Genomic DNA, 17402 nt, shown 5'->3' with positions numbered 1-17402 from the left:
GATAAAGATTGGGTAACAAGTATTAGTTTTAGTTCTAATGGAAAAAGTTTAGTTTCTGCCAGTCAAGATGGTGAAATAAAACTCTGGCATTTCAATGATGGTAAATTAGAAGAATGGGAAAGTTTTCCAGCACATCAAGAGCCAATAAATAACCTGATAATTAGTCCTAATGGCGATAAATTTGCCTCAAGCAGCGAAGATAGAACAGTTAAAATATGGGATTTACAAGGCAATATAATTAATACGTTTAGAGGTCACAGATACAAAATTACAAGTCTTTGTTTCCATCCCAATAATCAAATTCTAGCTTCTGCTGATAATAGTGGTGCAGTAAAATTTTGGAGTTTAAGAAATAACAAACCACCAATTTTTTGTAATCATAAAAGCAAAATTACAACTGTTAAATTTAGTCCGGATGGTAAAACTCTTGCTTCTGCTGATGAGCATGGCAATATAAAATTATGGCAAACAGATGGAACAGAAGTTGAAAGCTATCAAATTTATAAGAAAAAAATTACCGATATTAGTTTTCATCCAAATAGCAAAATGATTGCTTTTAGTAATAATGATGGTAATGTTGAATTTTTATCATTAAATAAGAGTGAAATACTAATACCTATACATCAAGATTTCGGAATTACTAACTTAAATTATTTTGGTTCTGATGGTAAATTTATAGCCTTGACTCAAGAGAATGGTAATATTGAAATTTTTGACCAAGATGGTAACTCATTAGATTTCAAGAGACATAGCAGTCGAATTATTAGTATGGATGTTAGTTTCGATAGTCATACTTTAGCCACTGTTTGTGCAGATAATAATATAAAAATCTGGGATTTCACAGACAATAAACTATTAGAAAAATTCTCTTTTTCAACTAATAGTAGTGTGACTAAAATTAGCTTTAGTCCTGATGGAAAAATCCTAGCTTCAGCTAGTGAAAATTGTACTATCAAACTTTGGAATCTTAATGGTGAAGAATTAGCAATTTTCAAAGGACACAGCAAAACTATTACTAGCATTAGCTTTAGTCCTGACGGTCAAATTTTAGCTTCTGGTAGTAATGATAATACTATCAAATTATGGAGTCTTATTAATGAGACTGAAATATATACGTTACAAGAGCATACCCAAGCAATTACAAGTATAGATTTTAGTCCAGATGGTAAAACTTTAGCATCTGCGAGTAATGATAAGACAGTAATTCTTTGGAATTTGAATCTTGATGATTTACTACGTCGTGCTAATGAATGGTTACCTGGGCATTTCAACCTACATTTGCACGACAAAATTAAAGTCAAAAGTCAAAAGTCAAAAGTCAAAAGTAAGAATAAATTATAGTGGTCAATAGGAGTCCACAATTAAATAAGTATTTATGCTTAATGTTTAACTGAGGATTTGGCTCTTGATCGAGGTAAATGAAGATAATTTATTAGTATAAATATTTAAACAGCCTCAGAATTTTATACTAATTTTTATGTTGCAAATTGAAGCACGAAATGTAGATTGAAGTCTACATCCGCACGACAAAATGTAGTATATGAAGAGAGGAAATTGACCACTATAACTTAATTTCTTACTTCTTACTTCTTACTTCTTATTTCTTACTTCTTACTTCTTACTTCCTACTTTTGACTTTAACTTTTAACTTTTGACTTTAATTTTGACTTTTGACTTTTGAATTTTGATTTCGCACAGCGCTATATTTCAGTAAAATGTTTAAATAATAAATGATGAATAAATTGATAGCGATCGCCTACCTTCTGCAGTAATAAACGACTCGCAGCATAATTGAGAAAACGACGATAATTCCAGGGAATATGCCCATTAAAAAATAGAATCATCCGCAGCACAAATTTTTTTAATCCCGGTAAACCAAATGCAATTCCAATAGTTACACCTCCCATAGCACCACAAATTAACCCTAGATATAAATCTAAGTCGAAAATTAAAGTAAAAATAAACCCAAAAATAAACCCCCAAAATAACACACTAATCAAATTAACAATTAACTTATATGCTTGTAACTCACCGTTAACATCTAAGCAAGCTGGCCGTAGTTTTTCTATTGTAAATTCCTGACTATTCTCTGTGGCCATTCTTTTTGCTAGCCACGCTAACCATCGTCTTGTATTTTCCGGTAGTGGTTCTCGGCCTCTAGAATACCACTTATAGTTATTCTCTCGTCCTAGTTGACGACGAATATAAGCATTTAATAAATATTTCTCTCTTCCCTGTTGAGAAGTAATTCTTCTCCAAGCAGCAATTAAAATTTCCTCATAAGCTAAGGTCATCATACTTAACATTAATGGTATTTCAGCTAAGTTTAATAACTCTGGTTCATCCTGAAGATAATGCCAAAGTTCTCTACTTCTAGCTGCTAATAAATAATCTTGAATCTGACCTGTTGTTAAAGGCTGTAATAATACAGCAGCATTTAATTTAAACTTAGTCTGACAATTTTTATAAGTGGCAAAACTACTGCAAATAACTAAGTCATTTGGTTGCAAATATACTGATAATTTATTAATTTCTTCTAAGCAATTTTTAGATAATTCTGGAGATACTCGATCGAATCCATCTATTAGAAGTGACAATTGTTGATTTTCTAACCAATTCTTAATAACTTTTTTAGGTATCTTGTACTTAAATTTAATTTGATTAACTAACCAATCTGAAATATCCTGATTTTTATTTTGCCATGTCGAAAGGTCTAATAATACTGGGATTGATGCTTGTGGTTCTTTTTCCGCACGAATTACTAGCTTTCTAGCTAATTCTAGTAAAGTTGTAGTTTTTCCACCCCCAGGATTTCCTAATATAAGTAATTTTCCTTTCATTTTGTCAAAAACTTGGATAATACTTATTTTCGCTGGTAGTTGAAAACTAGGGCGCTTTCCCACTTTTACTTCTATATCCCAAGAACGTTTTAATTGTTGGAGTGGTCGCTGACGAACAAGATTAACTATCACTGCATGGTGTAGAGACTGCGATCGCAATTGCAGAACTTCTCTTTTAACTGTTTTTAATATTTTATCGCGATTTCTTTGCACCTTCGTATATTTCTATTGTTAGATGATTGAGTTAGCTGTTATCTTAATTTAACAATATTTAGAGTTATTTTATTGTTAAAATATTAACAGCATATATCTGTCTTAATAGCTGATAGTGATACTTGTGATAAAAGTGCAAATTAGCCAAGAAAGTGAACATAAAATCTAGTTTATAAAGGGGTAAAAATTATGCCATTCAATATGGGACAACTAATCGTTACAGGAATAGCTGGCCTTGCTAGTGCTACCTCTGTTGCTTATTTCACAATTCAGTCTGATTCATCACAATTTACTACTAATTTCTTACAGACACAAAAATTGGATAGCAACCTAGTTTCACTGGCTCCTAAACATCAACGAAAATCTTCATATTCTACTCCTAATTCCTCAGATTTAGTTAGTCAAAGTTCTAGTCCAGTTGTGATTACACCACCAACATCGGGATGTAGAGTTAGTATGGCCATAGTAGACGATCCTGAACCACCTCTGAATGTTCGTAGCAGTCCAGAAGTTAGAGAAGGCAATAAAGTTGCTCAACTTAACAATAATACCTTTGTTTCTGTCGCAGATGAAAAATCTGGCTGGCTACGAATTACTGAGCCAGTTGTAGGTTGGGTTGCTAAGAACCGAACTCGCAGCACTTGTGCCAGAGTAGATGAAACTATTACTTTTTCCCCAAAAAGTGATACAGCTATTGTGAGAGGGGAGATGATTGGTACTGGTAGTCATAGTTATCGGGTCAGAATGATCCAGGGTCAGACCATGACTATCAAAAATTTTGGGGATGTATTTCCGGCAATTATTGGTCCTGATGGCCAACTCATGGCAAGGGAACCTAATATTGAAGGTGATGAAAATGAATGGACAGATACTATGCCTGTTAGTGGAGTATATACTTTAGAATTAGATTCTAATTTCCGTGGATTTGAATATGAATTTTTAGTAGAAATTAAAGAAAATAGTTCAATAATTAATAATTAATAATTAATAATTAATAATTAGGGTTTACTGATTAAATCTAATATCAAATCCACTTAATTGGACATAAAAAAAATTATCCAATTGTCATAACTACGCTCATCTTGTCTTATCTTTCTTCTCCTGAATTGCAAAATTGCTGAATTCTAAAGACTTAACTATTCTATGGCTGTTTAACCGGATTTGATATAAAATAATTACCAGATAAAGGTTTTAGACTTTTTAGGTATTGAAAAAGTACATGGTTTTCAGCTCTTCATGCTCATGCATGGAGCGCATTTTTAGTGCATAGTTAGGCAAAAAAATTATCCCCCACTCCCCCGCTCCCCTACTCCCCTACTCCCCTACTCCCTCTACCCAGGAATTTTAATGATAAATTCTGTGCCTTTTCCTATAGCAGAAATACATTCTAATTCCCCCTCGTGATGTTCCACAATAGCTTGATAGCTAATTGCTAAACCTAATCCTGTACCTTGACCAACTGGTTTTGTGGTATAGAAAGGGTCAAATATCCGCTTTTGTACTGCTTCACTCATACCCATGCCATTGTCAGCTATCCTAATTATTACTTGATTTTCTGTGTCTATCTCTGTAGTAATAGTAATTTGAGGCAGGGAATTGCTTGATTCTTTTCTCATTGGTTGTAATGCATCAATAGCATTACCAATAATATTCATAAATGCCTGATTTAGTTCCCCGGGATAGCATCTTACTTTAGGTAATTTACCGTAATTTTTAACAACTTTAATTTCCAATTCATGGGGTTTAGCGTTGAGATTATTTTGGAAAATCATCAGACTAGAATCTATCCCTTCATGTAGATCTACATTCTTTACTTCTGATTTATCAAGACGAGAAAAATTGCGTAAAGATTCTACAATTTTTTTAATTCGATTCGACCCTATTTTCATAGAGTTTAGTATTTTTGGCAAATCTTCAACTAAAAAATCTAAATCAACTTCTTCCATAATATCTGTTACTTCTGGAACAGGTTCTGGATAATATTGCTGATATATTTTAATGATATTTAATAAGTTTTCAGCATATTCTTGAGTATGGTCTATATTGCCATAAATAAAGTTGACAGGATTATTAATTTCGTGAGCTATTCCTGCCACTAACTGCCCTAAAGAAGACATTTTTTCTGTTTGAATTAGCTGGGTTTGAGCCTGCTTTAATGTTTCTAAAGTTTGAGCTAGACGTTGATTTTTTTCGTTTAATTCTTGGGTGCGTTGCTCTACTTTTTTTTCTAAAGTGTCGTAAAGCAAAGCATTTTCTAGAGAGATAGCTGCTTGGGTAGTAATCATTTCTAATAACTGTAATCTTTCTGGAGTAAATGCACCTGTTGTTAAGTTATTTTCTAAGTAGATAATACCGATAAATTTACCTTGCTTGGTAATAGGAGTACATAATATAGATTTAGGTTGCTTTCGTTTGAAATAGGAGTCGTTTACCCATGTTGCTTCTGTAGTAGCATCATCGAATACCTGAAATTTTTGAGTCCGCCACACATAGTTAATTAATGCTTGGGGTAACTCTTGAGTTGCTGAAACGGGAATGACAGGGCGCTCAAAATTTTCTAAATACTCCTGAGTATCTACAACATGAGTTATTGCTTCCAGAATTAACTGCTGGTCTTTGAGAAGGATGAGAGCGCATTTTTTGGCACCAGTATTTTCCATCATTAGTCGAATTAATATTGAGAGTAAATTTTCTAGTGTTACTTCTCCAGACAGAGTTTGGTAAGCTTTGAGTACAGTTGATAGATCGAGGATATTTTCCCTGTTGGTGCTCTGTCTGTGGGAAGTTACCAGGGAGTTGCTATTTTCAGAGGAGCTAAGAAAAACTGATGCTAGTAGTTGTGGGTAGCGTTTTTCTAAATCTTTGACTTTTGTTACTGCTCCCCAATTAATATATCCATAGTAAGCTTCTAACATATAGGTTTGGGCAATTTTGATTTTGCCCCACTCTAGATAAAATTTGGCACACAGTTCGTTTGCTAAAGCTGCTTCTTGAGTATATTTATTTTCTGTAGCAAGGGCGATCGCCTGTTCGTAAGTTTCTATGGCTTCGAGCTTTTCTCCGAGTATTCTGTGTTTTTCTGCTGCTATTAAATAATATTTATGGGAGTGGTTTGTGGGTGCGTGTTGTGCCCAGAATTTAAATTTTGCCTCATTAGCAATCACTTCTTCTAATATTTGCTCTCTTTCTGCAACTCCTGCTTCTGAGTAATAAGCTAATTTAGCTAGTGAGCTATAAAAGTAATACACAGGAAAATAAAATAACCCAGTTACACCGTTAACATATTCTTCTGCCAAAATTGCATAATCTTTGGACTTTTGAAAATTTCCCAAGAAATAGGACAGAATTAATTTATTAAAGTAGATTTGAAATAAAGCATAGCGATCGTTAATTTTTTGATAAAAAGGAATAAATTTTGTCTCATTAAAACCATTGCCTGATAATAATATAGGATTTTCTGTATGCCCAATTAAATTCAGTACAGCTTGATGATAAGTCTGATTATAATAATAATTATTTTCTTGTTTAAGCTGCTTGAGATAATTGCTATGAATTGCTATTTCTGACTCTAATTTATCTAGGGATACACCTGCCAGGAAGGAGTAAGCACAGTAGTGAAGAATACTATAAGTAGCATACTCTAAATCTCCTGTTTCTAAGCCAACTTTATAAGCTTCAAGAAAATTAGGAAGAGTTTCACGAATATGAATTTTCCAGTGTTCTATACCCACATAAATCACCTGAAATACTTTAGCTTTTTGGTTTTTATTATGAAATTTTTCTAGCACTTCATAGGCAACTCTGCCAAATTTATACCCCGTATCCATATCTTGTTCTATTCCACACAAAATTACCCCATAGAATCCACAAGAAACAGCAAACAATGGGGATATTCCTGAATGTAAATAGAGATTAGTTGATTCAGACACAATCAGTGGAAACAATTCTGGTTTGCAAATAAAAGTAATGGAAAAAAGTAATGATAAAATTCTTATTTTTGCTAATTTCTCTGGGTCTTTTAATAATGGTAAATTAATCAGACAGGAGATACTTTTTTCCCTCAATTTATTTTTAGTTATTTGTAAGTATTCTTGAATGTCTGATAGTGTTGGGTTTGTAGGAAAGCTAATACCAAAAACCTTTAAAACAGATAACCCAATAGTTAAAGCTTCTTGCAGTTTACTTAGAGCAATGTAGGCTTGTATTTTAATTTCATAGACTTTGACTTTATCCAAGAGGTTATTAGCTTTTTCTAATACAATATCAACCAACTTTTCCATTTCTTCAAAGTCACCGGACAAGTAGGTAGCTTCTGCCCCTTCTTCATATAATGCCAATGTTAGTTGATATTGAGTTGACCAACTATTTTCAGTTAGTAGATTTATACCTGTCTTAAAATAAGACATTGCTGTGTTATAAGCAGTAGATACTTTTGCCTTGATTCCCGCTTTTAAATTTAAACTTGCTAATTCTTCCCTTGCTTCTATTTCTGTAATTAACTCCACACCATAATTAAGTTGATTGACAATTTCAAATATTTTTTCTTCTAGTTGGTCATCCGCCGTATTATTTAAGAGTAATTTGCCAATTTTTAGATGAAATTCTTGTTTTTTTTGTTGCGGAATTAGACTATAAGCTGCTTGTTGAACCCGGTCGTGAAGAAAATGATAAATTGGTGTCTGTAAATCGGTTATTTTAGGAAGATGTTCGTCGTTTTCTCCCTGATAAAATTTATAGGTTTCGTCCTCCGGCAAAATCAATCCTTCTGATAAAGCCTTCCACAAAATCAATGCCGTTTCAGACAGATGTTTCTCAGAAACAATAGATAGAGTTTTTAAATCAAACTTGTTACTAATACAAGCTGCTAATTGCAATATTTCCTGAGTTGAATGGGGTAATTGTTGAATTTGGGCAGCCATCAATTCAATTACATCTCCCCTGGCTGCCAAAATTTTAATTTCTGGCAAGTTGAACAACCATTTTTCTTGTTCATAGTTATAAAAAATTAATCCTTCTTTGTAGAGAGACTTGATAAATTGATTACTAAAAAAAGGATTACCTTGAGTTTTTTGGTAAATCTGTTCGGTAAGTAGCAGTGACTCCTGTGGAGAATAATTAAGAGTATCAGCGACCAAATTATTCAGTGCTGACTGACTCAAAGGAGTGAGAATAATTTGATTAAAAACAGCGCCTATTTCTTTGATTTCCTCAACAGTTAATAGCAAAGAATGTCCAGCATTTACTTCATTATCTCGATAAGCTCCTATCAGTAATAAATAGTTAATATCGATTTTTTCCATGACCAACTTCATTAACTTCAAAGAAGCTAAATCTGCCCATTGTAAATCATCGAGAAATATTACTAAAGGATGTTCAGCTTGAGCAAATACAGAGATAAAATTTGAGAATAATAAATTGAAGCGATTTTCGGCAGCAGTAGGAGATAATTCTGTAGCTGGGGGTTGTTTGCCAATCAATAATTCTAATTCGGGAATTACATCAATTATAACTTGTGCTTCTTCTCCTAATACTTGTTGTAATTTAGTAGCGATCGCCTGTAATTTTTCTTCTGGTTCGCTTAAAATTTGCTTAATCAATTCTTGAAAGGCATTTAACCAAGCAAAAAATGGAATATTTATTTGAAATTGGTCAAACTTTCCAGAAATAAAATAACCTCGTTTTTTGAGGATAGGTTTGTGGATTTCATTAACTAATGCTGATTTGCCAATACCAGAAAATCCTCCGATTAACATCAACTCTGTTTTAGATTTACCTGGATCGCAAATGCGGTCAAATGTTGTTAGTAATGTCTCTATTTCTTGTTCTCGTCCATAAAGTTTTTCTGGTATAATTAAGCAATTGTTATTATCTTTTTCTCCCAGGTGAAATAATCTGATTTTTCCAGTATTTTCCCACTCAGATTGACATTTTTCTAGATCGTGGCGCAACCCTGCTGTTGTTTGATAACGCTCTTCAGGCATTTTTGCCATTAATTTCAGCACAATAGTATTGAGAGCTGCTGGTATTTTTGGATTTAGCTCAATTATCGATTGTGGCTGACGAGCAATATGAAAGTGAACTAACTCCATAGGATCTCTTGATTGAAAAGGGAGTTTTCCAGTCAATAATTCATAAAATGTAATTCCCAAAGAGTAAAAATCACTGCGATAATCAATACCTCGATTCATCCGCCCAGTTTGCTCGGGAGACATATAAGCAAGAGTACCTTCAAGAGTATTAGGATTGCGGATTTCTGGAGTCTCTTTCGGCAACTTAGTAGTGCTACTAAAATCAATTATTTGGACTTGTTTAGTTTGGAGATTAATAATAATATTATGGGGTTTAATATCTTTATGAATAATCTGATTTTGGTGTAATTTTTCTAGTGAATTGACTATTTGCAGAGCAATGTGAAGAAATTGATTAATATCTGTAGAAAAACTGTTAACATTAGAAGTACTTTGATTATTGATAAATTGATGTAGAGAGATACCCCCAAAATCTTCCATGACTAATATTAAACGTTGCTCAAATTTTTCCAGAGCAAGTATTTTTACAATGCCTGGAAAATTAAAATTTTTGATCAGCGTGTAAGCATTGCGATATCGAGTCAATTCATTGAAATTAGGATAGGGATGATGTGGCAACTTCAGGATGACTGGTTTTTGGTATGACTTTTCCCTGGCACGATGAATAACAGTGCGATCGCTGGCATATATTTTTTCTACAAGTTCATAGTTAAGTATTTTATGCATCAGCAAACCTTAAATTTTTAATAAAGATTTTATAATATTATACAAAAAAATTATTGTCCTTGGAGGAGTCAGGAGGGAAGAAGCAATTTGACACGGAGACACGGGGATGCGGGGACACCTTATACCAATTTGATAAATATTTGCTACAAATAGCTAGGGTATTTATTCTAATTTAGAATTTAGAATGCAGAATGGATATATTTAATACCATTTTTGATATTTTAAATTACCTTTTTCGTGAAATAGACTTTATCTGAAAGTCTTTTTATGGTGCTTATTATTCGTAACATTATTTTTTCAAAATGGTATTACAAGGGTATGTTTTTTAGAAAAAAAGCAATGTGCGCTGGCATATTTATAGCAATGAGCGCTGGTATATTTACAAATTACAGTAGGGGCCAAATAGCTAAAAGTCTTATATTGTCGGCAATTTATTCCCCCTATTGCCTGTTGCCTGCGCACAGCACTATTATGCTCTTGAGTGTCGGAAAGGTGGGAAGTGTGAGAGGATATATCGGTTCTTTTGTGTATGAACAAAGTACGTTTTTTTGAAGTTTTATACTGAATAATATAGAATCCGGTTATACAGTATATGTATATGTGATGAAAAACTTTGTACCTTCTCACTTTATTCTTTCCCTTTCCTACGGAATGCTACGCAAACAGTATAGCTGCCTTCTGCCCTCTGCCTTCCTTCTGTAGATACGATAAGTATTTAACCGGATTCTATATAAAAGCCTACGCTCACCCCTAATGTTAAAAACTTACCCTTGTAACCTACATTTCCCACACTCGCCACAGGGAAACTAAGACATGGGGACACCCTATCTCCGCGTCACCGTGTCTCCCCCTCTCCGTGTCCTCAAGAACCCCCTACTCCCCCACTCTCTATTTCTTGGGTTAACTCTTCTTTAACTCGTTCCCATTCAGTTCCGACTGCAGAAATAATTTTAAGAGCTTTTTTTAAATCAAAATCTGCTCCAGACTCAACCACAGCACGAGCTATATGCTCTAACTCTTGACACAATTCAGAAAAATTAATTGCTCCTAGTAAAGCACTGCTAGATTTTAGGGTATGAGAAGCTATTTTTAATCCAGCATAATCATGTTTGTCGATCGATTTCCTCATCATATCCATGTGCTTATTACCATCATTAAGATAGTCTTTTATCAAAATAATTAGAGTATCTGGTTCATCATCATAAAGATTGCGGAAATCTTCTAAAGTTTTCGGATTTATCGCTGGTTTTTTCTCATCTTCTGCTTCTAATATATTCTCCGATAAATCTAAATCTTTAGCTGTAACTTCATCAGTTTCTGATACATTCTCTAAATCAATTAAATGTTCGTCAACTGCTGCCAATTCTTGTAAACCTGCTTGAGAAATAAGCTTAATTTCATCATCATTACTGGTAAGCAAATTATTGCTTAGTGCTGGAGCGGGCAATACACTCTTAACTAACGCTGCTTCCTTCAACTGAGAGTTTGACTTGACTTTACCGTTGATAAATTTCTGCCTATAAGCAACCGGTTTTTTAGGAGGATCTCTTTTTACCAATACTGAATTATTTCCAGACAGCGATCTATCTTTTCTTATGGGCAGCTTGCACTTGTTGAGAGCTTCCACTAATCGATCGCGACGAATTGGTTTAGTCACATAATCATCCATACCAGCATTGAGACATTTATCTCGATCGCCCTGCATGGCATTAGCTGTCATGGCAACTATCCAAGGGCGTTTTTCTTCTGGATAGTGTTGGTGAATACGATGAGTAGTCTCTATACCATCCATATTTGGCATCTGCACGTCCATTAAGATTACATCATAGGGTACTCGCTTGAGAGCATCTAAAACTTCTATCCCATTAGCAGCAACATCTGCACGATAACCAATTCTTTCTAGTAAGTGTATTGCTACTTTTTGATTAATTACATTATCTTCTGCCAACAAGATGCGGAGATGAGAGCGTTCGCTACTTCTTTCGCTAAAACTTTGAAAATATTTCAGACCTAAACTGGGAGTTTTTGCATTAGCTGTTGCATCTGCTGTAGTACCAAAAACTTGTAATAAAACATTATAAAATTGAGACTGTTTTACTGGTTTATTCAAAAAACCAGCTAAATTAACTTTTGTTTCTTGAAGCTCTCGGAAAATTTCTGCCTTGCTGATATAAGTAAACATTAACAAGGGCAAAGATAACGAATTATTTTGCGTGGCATTTTTTTCAGCTTCCAACTTCCGAATCTTTCTAGCTAATGTCAGTCCATCCATATCTGAAAGATTCATACCAATAATCCCTATATCAAAATCTCTTCTCTGGTTCAAATAACTCAAAGCTTTTATACCAGAATCAACAATTATAGGTATCATTTCCCATGAATTAACTTGTTGTTTTATTACCTCTTGATTAACAGGATGACTTTCAACAACTAATATTCTTTTACCTTTTAAGAAACTATCAACTCCTTCAGAATAAGGAACTCTAATTGCTTTTGCTTGCATCGTGAAATAAAAGGTTGAACCTCTATGAGCTTTTTCCGGTTTAACAAAATAAGGAGGTGGATAACCCGCTATATTTACTAGAGATTCAGCAGTATTTGATTTAGGCAAATTTACATCAGTTTCTCGGTTATTAATTCTGCCTCCATCGTTAATTTTAGACTTAGTATTTTGCCTATTTTTTTCTTTCAATTTATCTGCTTCTTTCCACTGAGAAACTACCCACATTTTACCGCCCATCATTTCACTTAAACGTTGACTAATGGCTAATCCTAAACCTGTACCACCATATTGTCTACTTATAGAAGCATCTACTTGGGAAAAAGCTTTAAATAAGCGGTCCATTCTGCCAGGAGGAATACCAATGCCTGTATCTTTCACCGCAAACTGAATGTCATAAGTATCTGTAACTTTATTAGGAGTTTCACAGTTAGATATTTCTTCATGATTTATATCTTCTAATCGATTGTTTTGGCTAACTTTTCTAGCTTTTACAGAAACAACTACTTCTCCTTTATCTGTAAATTTCAAAGCATTTCCTAGCAAGTTAACCAAAACTTGACGCAGCCTTGTTACATCTCCCACAATCATTCCTGGCACAGAACAATCAACTAAACAAGCAAGCTCTAAATCTTTATGTGCTGCCCTTGGTGCTAATAATTCTAACGCCTCTTCAACACAGCTTCTAATATCCAAAGGACTTTGTTCTAATTCCAATTTACCAGATTCTATTTTAGTAAAATCAAGAATATCATTAATAATAGTTAAAAGCGCATCTCCACTGGTACGAATAGTCTCCACAAAATCTCGTTGTTCAGTCGTTAATTCCATATCTAATAGCAAACTTGTCATCCCAATTACACCATTCATTGGAGTACGAATTTCATGACTCATCATTGCGAGAAATTCACTCTTGGCACGGTTTGCCACTTCTGCTGCTTGTCTAGCTTGCTCTAAAGCTTGATTTTGAGCTTCTAATTGTTGTTTGTTAGTAACTTCTAACTCTAATATTTTCGCCTGAGCTAATGTTAACCCTACCTGAGCTGCAACATTTTCTAATAAGTCTATTTCATCCTGCGTCCACTGACGCATATAATCACATTGATGTAAATTAATAATACCATTTGGCTGTCCTTGATAAGAAGTGCGAACTGCCAACATCGATCTAACATTTAACCTCCGGTACATCGGTGCAGATGATTTTAATAAAGGATCTGAAAATATATCTGGAGTAGCGATCGCTTTGTCTTCTGATAATAACTTTTCTGTATGAGAATTGTAAGTAACTGCAATATCTAAATCTAAAGTTGATTCATAGCCAGTTTCTAAATATTCAGCAACACAAGGGAGGTGGGGGTAAGGTTGGGAAAGATAATTATGAATTGAACAACGGTTGACTCCGAATACTTGCCCAATTTGAGTAGCAGTAGTCTGAAAAATTTCTTGAGTGTCTAACTTAGAGCGAATTTCTTGAGTAATTTGTTTGAGCAATAAAATGTGCTGATATTTTCTCTGTAAAGCTTCTATAGCATCTTGTCGCAGCAATTCACCACCGATATAAGTCGCCATTAACTTTAAAACTTCTATATCTGTTGAACTCCATTTTTTCTTGGCAATACGACTGGTAAAACTGAGAGTGCCATAAATTCTGCCTGAAACAAAAATTTTCGTGCCAAGATAAGATTCTACACGACGCACAGTATATGCTGGATGATGTCGCCACTGAGAATTTTTAGCAGATCCGATCGCTAGAGGTTCATTGGAGCGCAATACTTCCCTGTCGAATGTCTGCTCGAGGGCAAAAGCATCTCCTTTCGCTATTCCGAATAGAAAATCTTCTGGTAAGTGAGCTGCAATAACCTCATAACGTTCTCCTAAAACTTTTCCTAATAGCCCTATATCCATGCCAAACCGACGGCATCCCATCTCTAATAATGCAACTATTTTGCTTTCAAAAGAGTTATCTGCGTTAGTAGTGACTTCATACAATTCTCTAATTGCTTTCTCATTAGCTTGCAAATTTTCTTGAGTTGCTATCCTCGCAGAAATATCGCTGAGGGTACTTACCATACCAGTAACATTGCCTTTGCGATCGGTTACCAATGTACTCTTCATTTCCACTGAACAATAATTATCATTTTTGGTTAACAACTTTAATTGATAGCAACCTTCCACTAATTTTTGATTACTAGCAACCAACTCTATATTTTCATTTTTTTGAGTATTCTCTGCTGAAGAATTTAATTTTTTTCTATCTCTTGGATGAATGAAATCTAAATAATTTCTACCTAAGCTATTTTCACAAGTAAATCCTGTAATTTTTGTCCAGGTTTCATTTAAGAATATCAAATTACCTGTAGCATCAGTTTTCCAAACTATCTCTTGAATATTATTAATTATTTCGGCGTACTGCTGTACTTGAAATTTTAGTTTAATTTCTGTTTCTTTAGAGTTAGTAATATCTATGAAACTTCCCACCATTCTCACTGGTGTACCCGATTTCCATAATGCTTTTCCTCTATCTAAAACCCATATAAAACTATTATCTTTGCGTTTAATACGATATTCTATTCGGTAAGAGAGAGATTTTTTTGTTAAATGTTCTTGAACTGCTGCACTAACTTTGTCAATATCTTGTGGATGAATTCTATTTAACCATTCATCAATTTTCTGGGAAATTTCATCATCTCTGTAGCCCAACATTTTCTTCCATTGATATGAGTAAAATATTTCATTTGTTTTGATATTCCAATCCCAAATACCATCTTTATTTCCTTCTATTGCTATAACTTTACTTTCTTCTGTTTTGAGGTTATTCTTTTCTAAAATTTCCCGCTCTATAGCAGATTGTTTGAATTTTTTATCAAATTTTTGCAGTTGGATAGATGTTTTTTCTATATAATTATGGAAGTGAATTAATGATTGATATAATGATTTAGGTAAAAGTATTTGTTGAAGTATTTTTGTCGTAGTAATAATATTAGTTGTCTTGCCTGTAGGAGTTTGTACAATTAGAGGCAGCAGATAATAATTTTTTTCCATTAAACCTAAAGCTACTTCTAGACTTGCCTGAGAACGTACTAGTACTGGTAAAGTATTACAAACTGTCTCTGCTTTAGTTTGATTAAAATCTATTTTTAATGCTTGTAGTTGTACTATATCTCTACTACTAATTGTCCCTAAGATTTTAGTCAATTTCTGATTTTGATATGGATTTTCTTTGGTTTCAGTAATCAGAATATAACTAATATTATGGGTAAACATTAGTTGGGTAATTTGCCGAATTGAAAAAGAAGATGAAGCTTTAATAATTTGAGATTCGGGGATTTGTTCTAATTGATTAATTTGGATTAAGTTAGTTGGTAAAGTTAAGGATGAGTCAGAGGTTATTTTTGTTGCATTATTGTGAGCTTCTAACTCTTGTTTTTGGGATACGACCTTAGTACCATTTTTGTTAATAGATGCCTCATTTTGACTGTTGGCTATTAAGTTTAGACTCTTGTTATTTATCTGAGGCCGGTCAAAAATTAAACTACGGGCAGTCACTAGGCCAATAAGCTCTTCTGACTCATCAACAATTGGTAAATGGCTGATTTGATGTTTTTCTAGTATTGCTAAAAGAGCAAAAATATCTGGAATTTCCGATAGTTGGGCTGTTATTATAGATCTAATCATAATTTGAGCAATCGGAAAGCCACTGAGGGAAGCACCGATCGAGACTAGCTGTACTAAATCTCGCTCAGTAAATATACCAATGATTGGCCCTAAAGATTCTAGCTTTGTATCTTGAGATTTGAAGTTATTACTTCGGTCTTGAAATTCTGTAGTGCGATCGCTTTGTGGAGGTGTTTTTACAACATTAGAAGAAGACGATGATTCTACAATTAACACACAACTTGCACCTGTAAGACTCATAGAAGTAATAACATCTTCTACAGGAGTTTCTGGTGTAGCTCTAAAGGGATTATAATTAATGGCCTGACTGATGGAGGGGATAAACATTTTAGATGACTCTGATGATGTTTTAGCAAAAATATAACAATGTAGAATTTTCTACCGAATAATCCAAGTTTGAAGGTTTACTTTTGTCTGACTTACATAACTGTTCTGTCATACTTACCTCTATTTCCGTTTACTTGCCAAAATAATTTTTAACTAATGCTAATTTCTACATTTTGCAGCTATTTATTATCAAAATAACATGGGTCTAAAACCCCGCCTTTTAAGGCACAATATTTTTGGAGCCTTCCTCAAATCCACGTTACAAAAATAACTTCTGACTTCGTTAAAGTCAGGGACTTTAAAGCTCTATTAACAACTTGCAAACTTCCAAAGTAATACTTCAGAGATTAATCATAGAGGTCTAAAGCCTAATTTATCTAGGATAATTTTTGTAAAACTCAAAACCCAATAAATTACAATACAGAAATGATGAATTTATCTAAATTTTTCACTAGTGAGTTTTGACTTATTTCTGTAAAATATCTACCGTACACCCTGTAATCAACTTCTATTTTGGACAAATTATCAACTATAGTACTTATAAGTAAGCTTGCTCTTTATAGCTTAAATTAATTATGCTGAAGATTAATGCTGATAAAATATATAGAAGTTTAACACTTTTATAATTAAATAATTATATCATTTAATTTGTATTTTGTCAATCTATAATTCTCAAAGCATTACCGAAAAATTGCGGTTGAAAGCCTCATATTTTAAGAGTATAAAAAGGAAAATTTTCCCTTGAGTTAATCCTCTTAAATTTTAAAGGAGAGGTAATTCTAAATTCTAAATTCTAAATTCTAAATTCTAAATTCTTGAAAGTTCTAAGGAACTTAAAAACAAAGTAAATAGACAAATAATTGTAATTAGTTGAAACTACAGGAGCAAATATACTGTGACCTTTGAAGAGTTGATTGAGAAAGGAGGCCCTGCGATGTGGCCCCTGTTAGTTTTATCAATTCTGTCCCTTAGTACCATAATAGACCGCTTATGGTTCTGGACAAATCTATTAATCAAGGAAAAACAAACTGTTAACCGAGTATTAGAAGCCGCACGTCGTGACTGGAGTATAGCGACAGAAATGGCTAGACG

Annotated in this window: 5 protein-coding genes and 1 pseudogene; 3 read left to right on the top strand and 3 right to left on the bottom strand. The window is 33.7% G+C overall.

The window, feature by feature from the left end; all coding sequences use genetic code 11:
* Nucleotides 1-1341 (top strand): WD40 domain-containing protein (locus AC3DU7_RS04965; protein ID WP_488038249.1); only part of this gene is annotated, 1341 nt, incomplete at its 5' end.
* Nucleotides 1342-1700: 359 nt separating this feature from the next.
* On the opposite strand, the gene AC3DU7_RS04960 is transcribed toward AC3DU7_RS04965, so the two are convergent.
* Complete coding sequence (locus tag AC3DU7_RS04960) at nucleotides 1701-3053, bottom strand: NACHT domain-containing protein (protein WP_488038248.1); 1353 nt, start codon at nucleotides 3051-3053, stop codon at nucleotides 1701-1703.
* 189 nt (nucleotides 3054-3242) lie between these two features.
* Here AC3DU7_RS04960 and AC3DU7_RS04955 point away from each other — a divergent pair, with 189 nt between their 5' ends.
* Entirely contained in the window at nucleotides 3243-4034 is a 792-nt protein-coding gene (locus tag AC3DU7_RS04955; RefSeq protein ID WP_488038247.1) for an SH3 domain-containing protein, read from the top strand.
* 350 nt (nucleotides 4035-4384) lie between these two features.
* Here the strand turns inward: AC3DU7_RS04955 and AC3DU7_RS04950 are convergent, their stop codons facing one another.
* The gene (locus tag AC3DU7_RS04950) at nucleotides 4385-9808 is read right to left on the bottom strand and encodes an ATP-binding sensor histidine kinase (RefSeq protein ID WP_488038246.1); all 5424 of its coding nucleotides are present in this window, start codon (nucleotides 9806-9808) and stop codon (nucleotides 4385-4387) included.
* Between the two features lie 862 nt (nucleotides 9809-10670).
* Complete coding sequence (locus tag AC3DU7_RS04945) at nucleotides 10671-16310, bottom strand: response regulator (RefSeq protein WP_488038245.1); 5640 nt, start codon at nucleotides 16308-16310, stop codon at nucleotides 10671-10673.
* Between the two features lie 934 nt (nucleotides 16311-17244).
* Here AC3DU7_RS04945 and AC3DU7_RS04940 point away from each other — a divergent pair.
* Nucleotides 17245-17402 (top strand): annotated as a pseudogene (locus AC3DU7_RS04940) (MotA/TolQ/ExbB proton channel family protein); the annotation flags it as partial.

It is taken from the genome of Okeania sp., assembly GCF_983059655.1.
The sequence above is the reverse complement of the archived record's forward strand: the minus strand, read 5'-3'. Positions and strand labels throughout refer to the sequence as shown.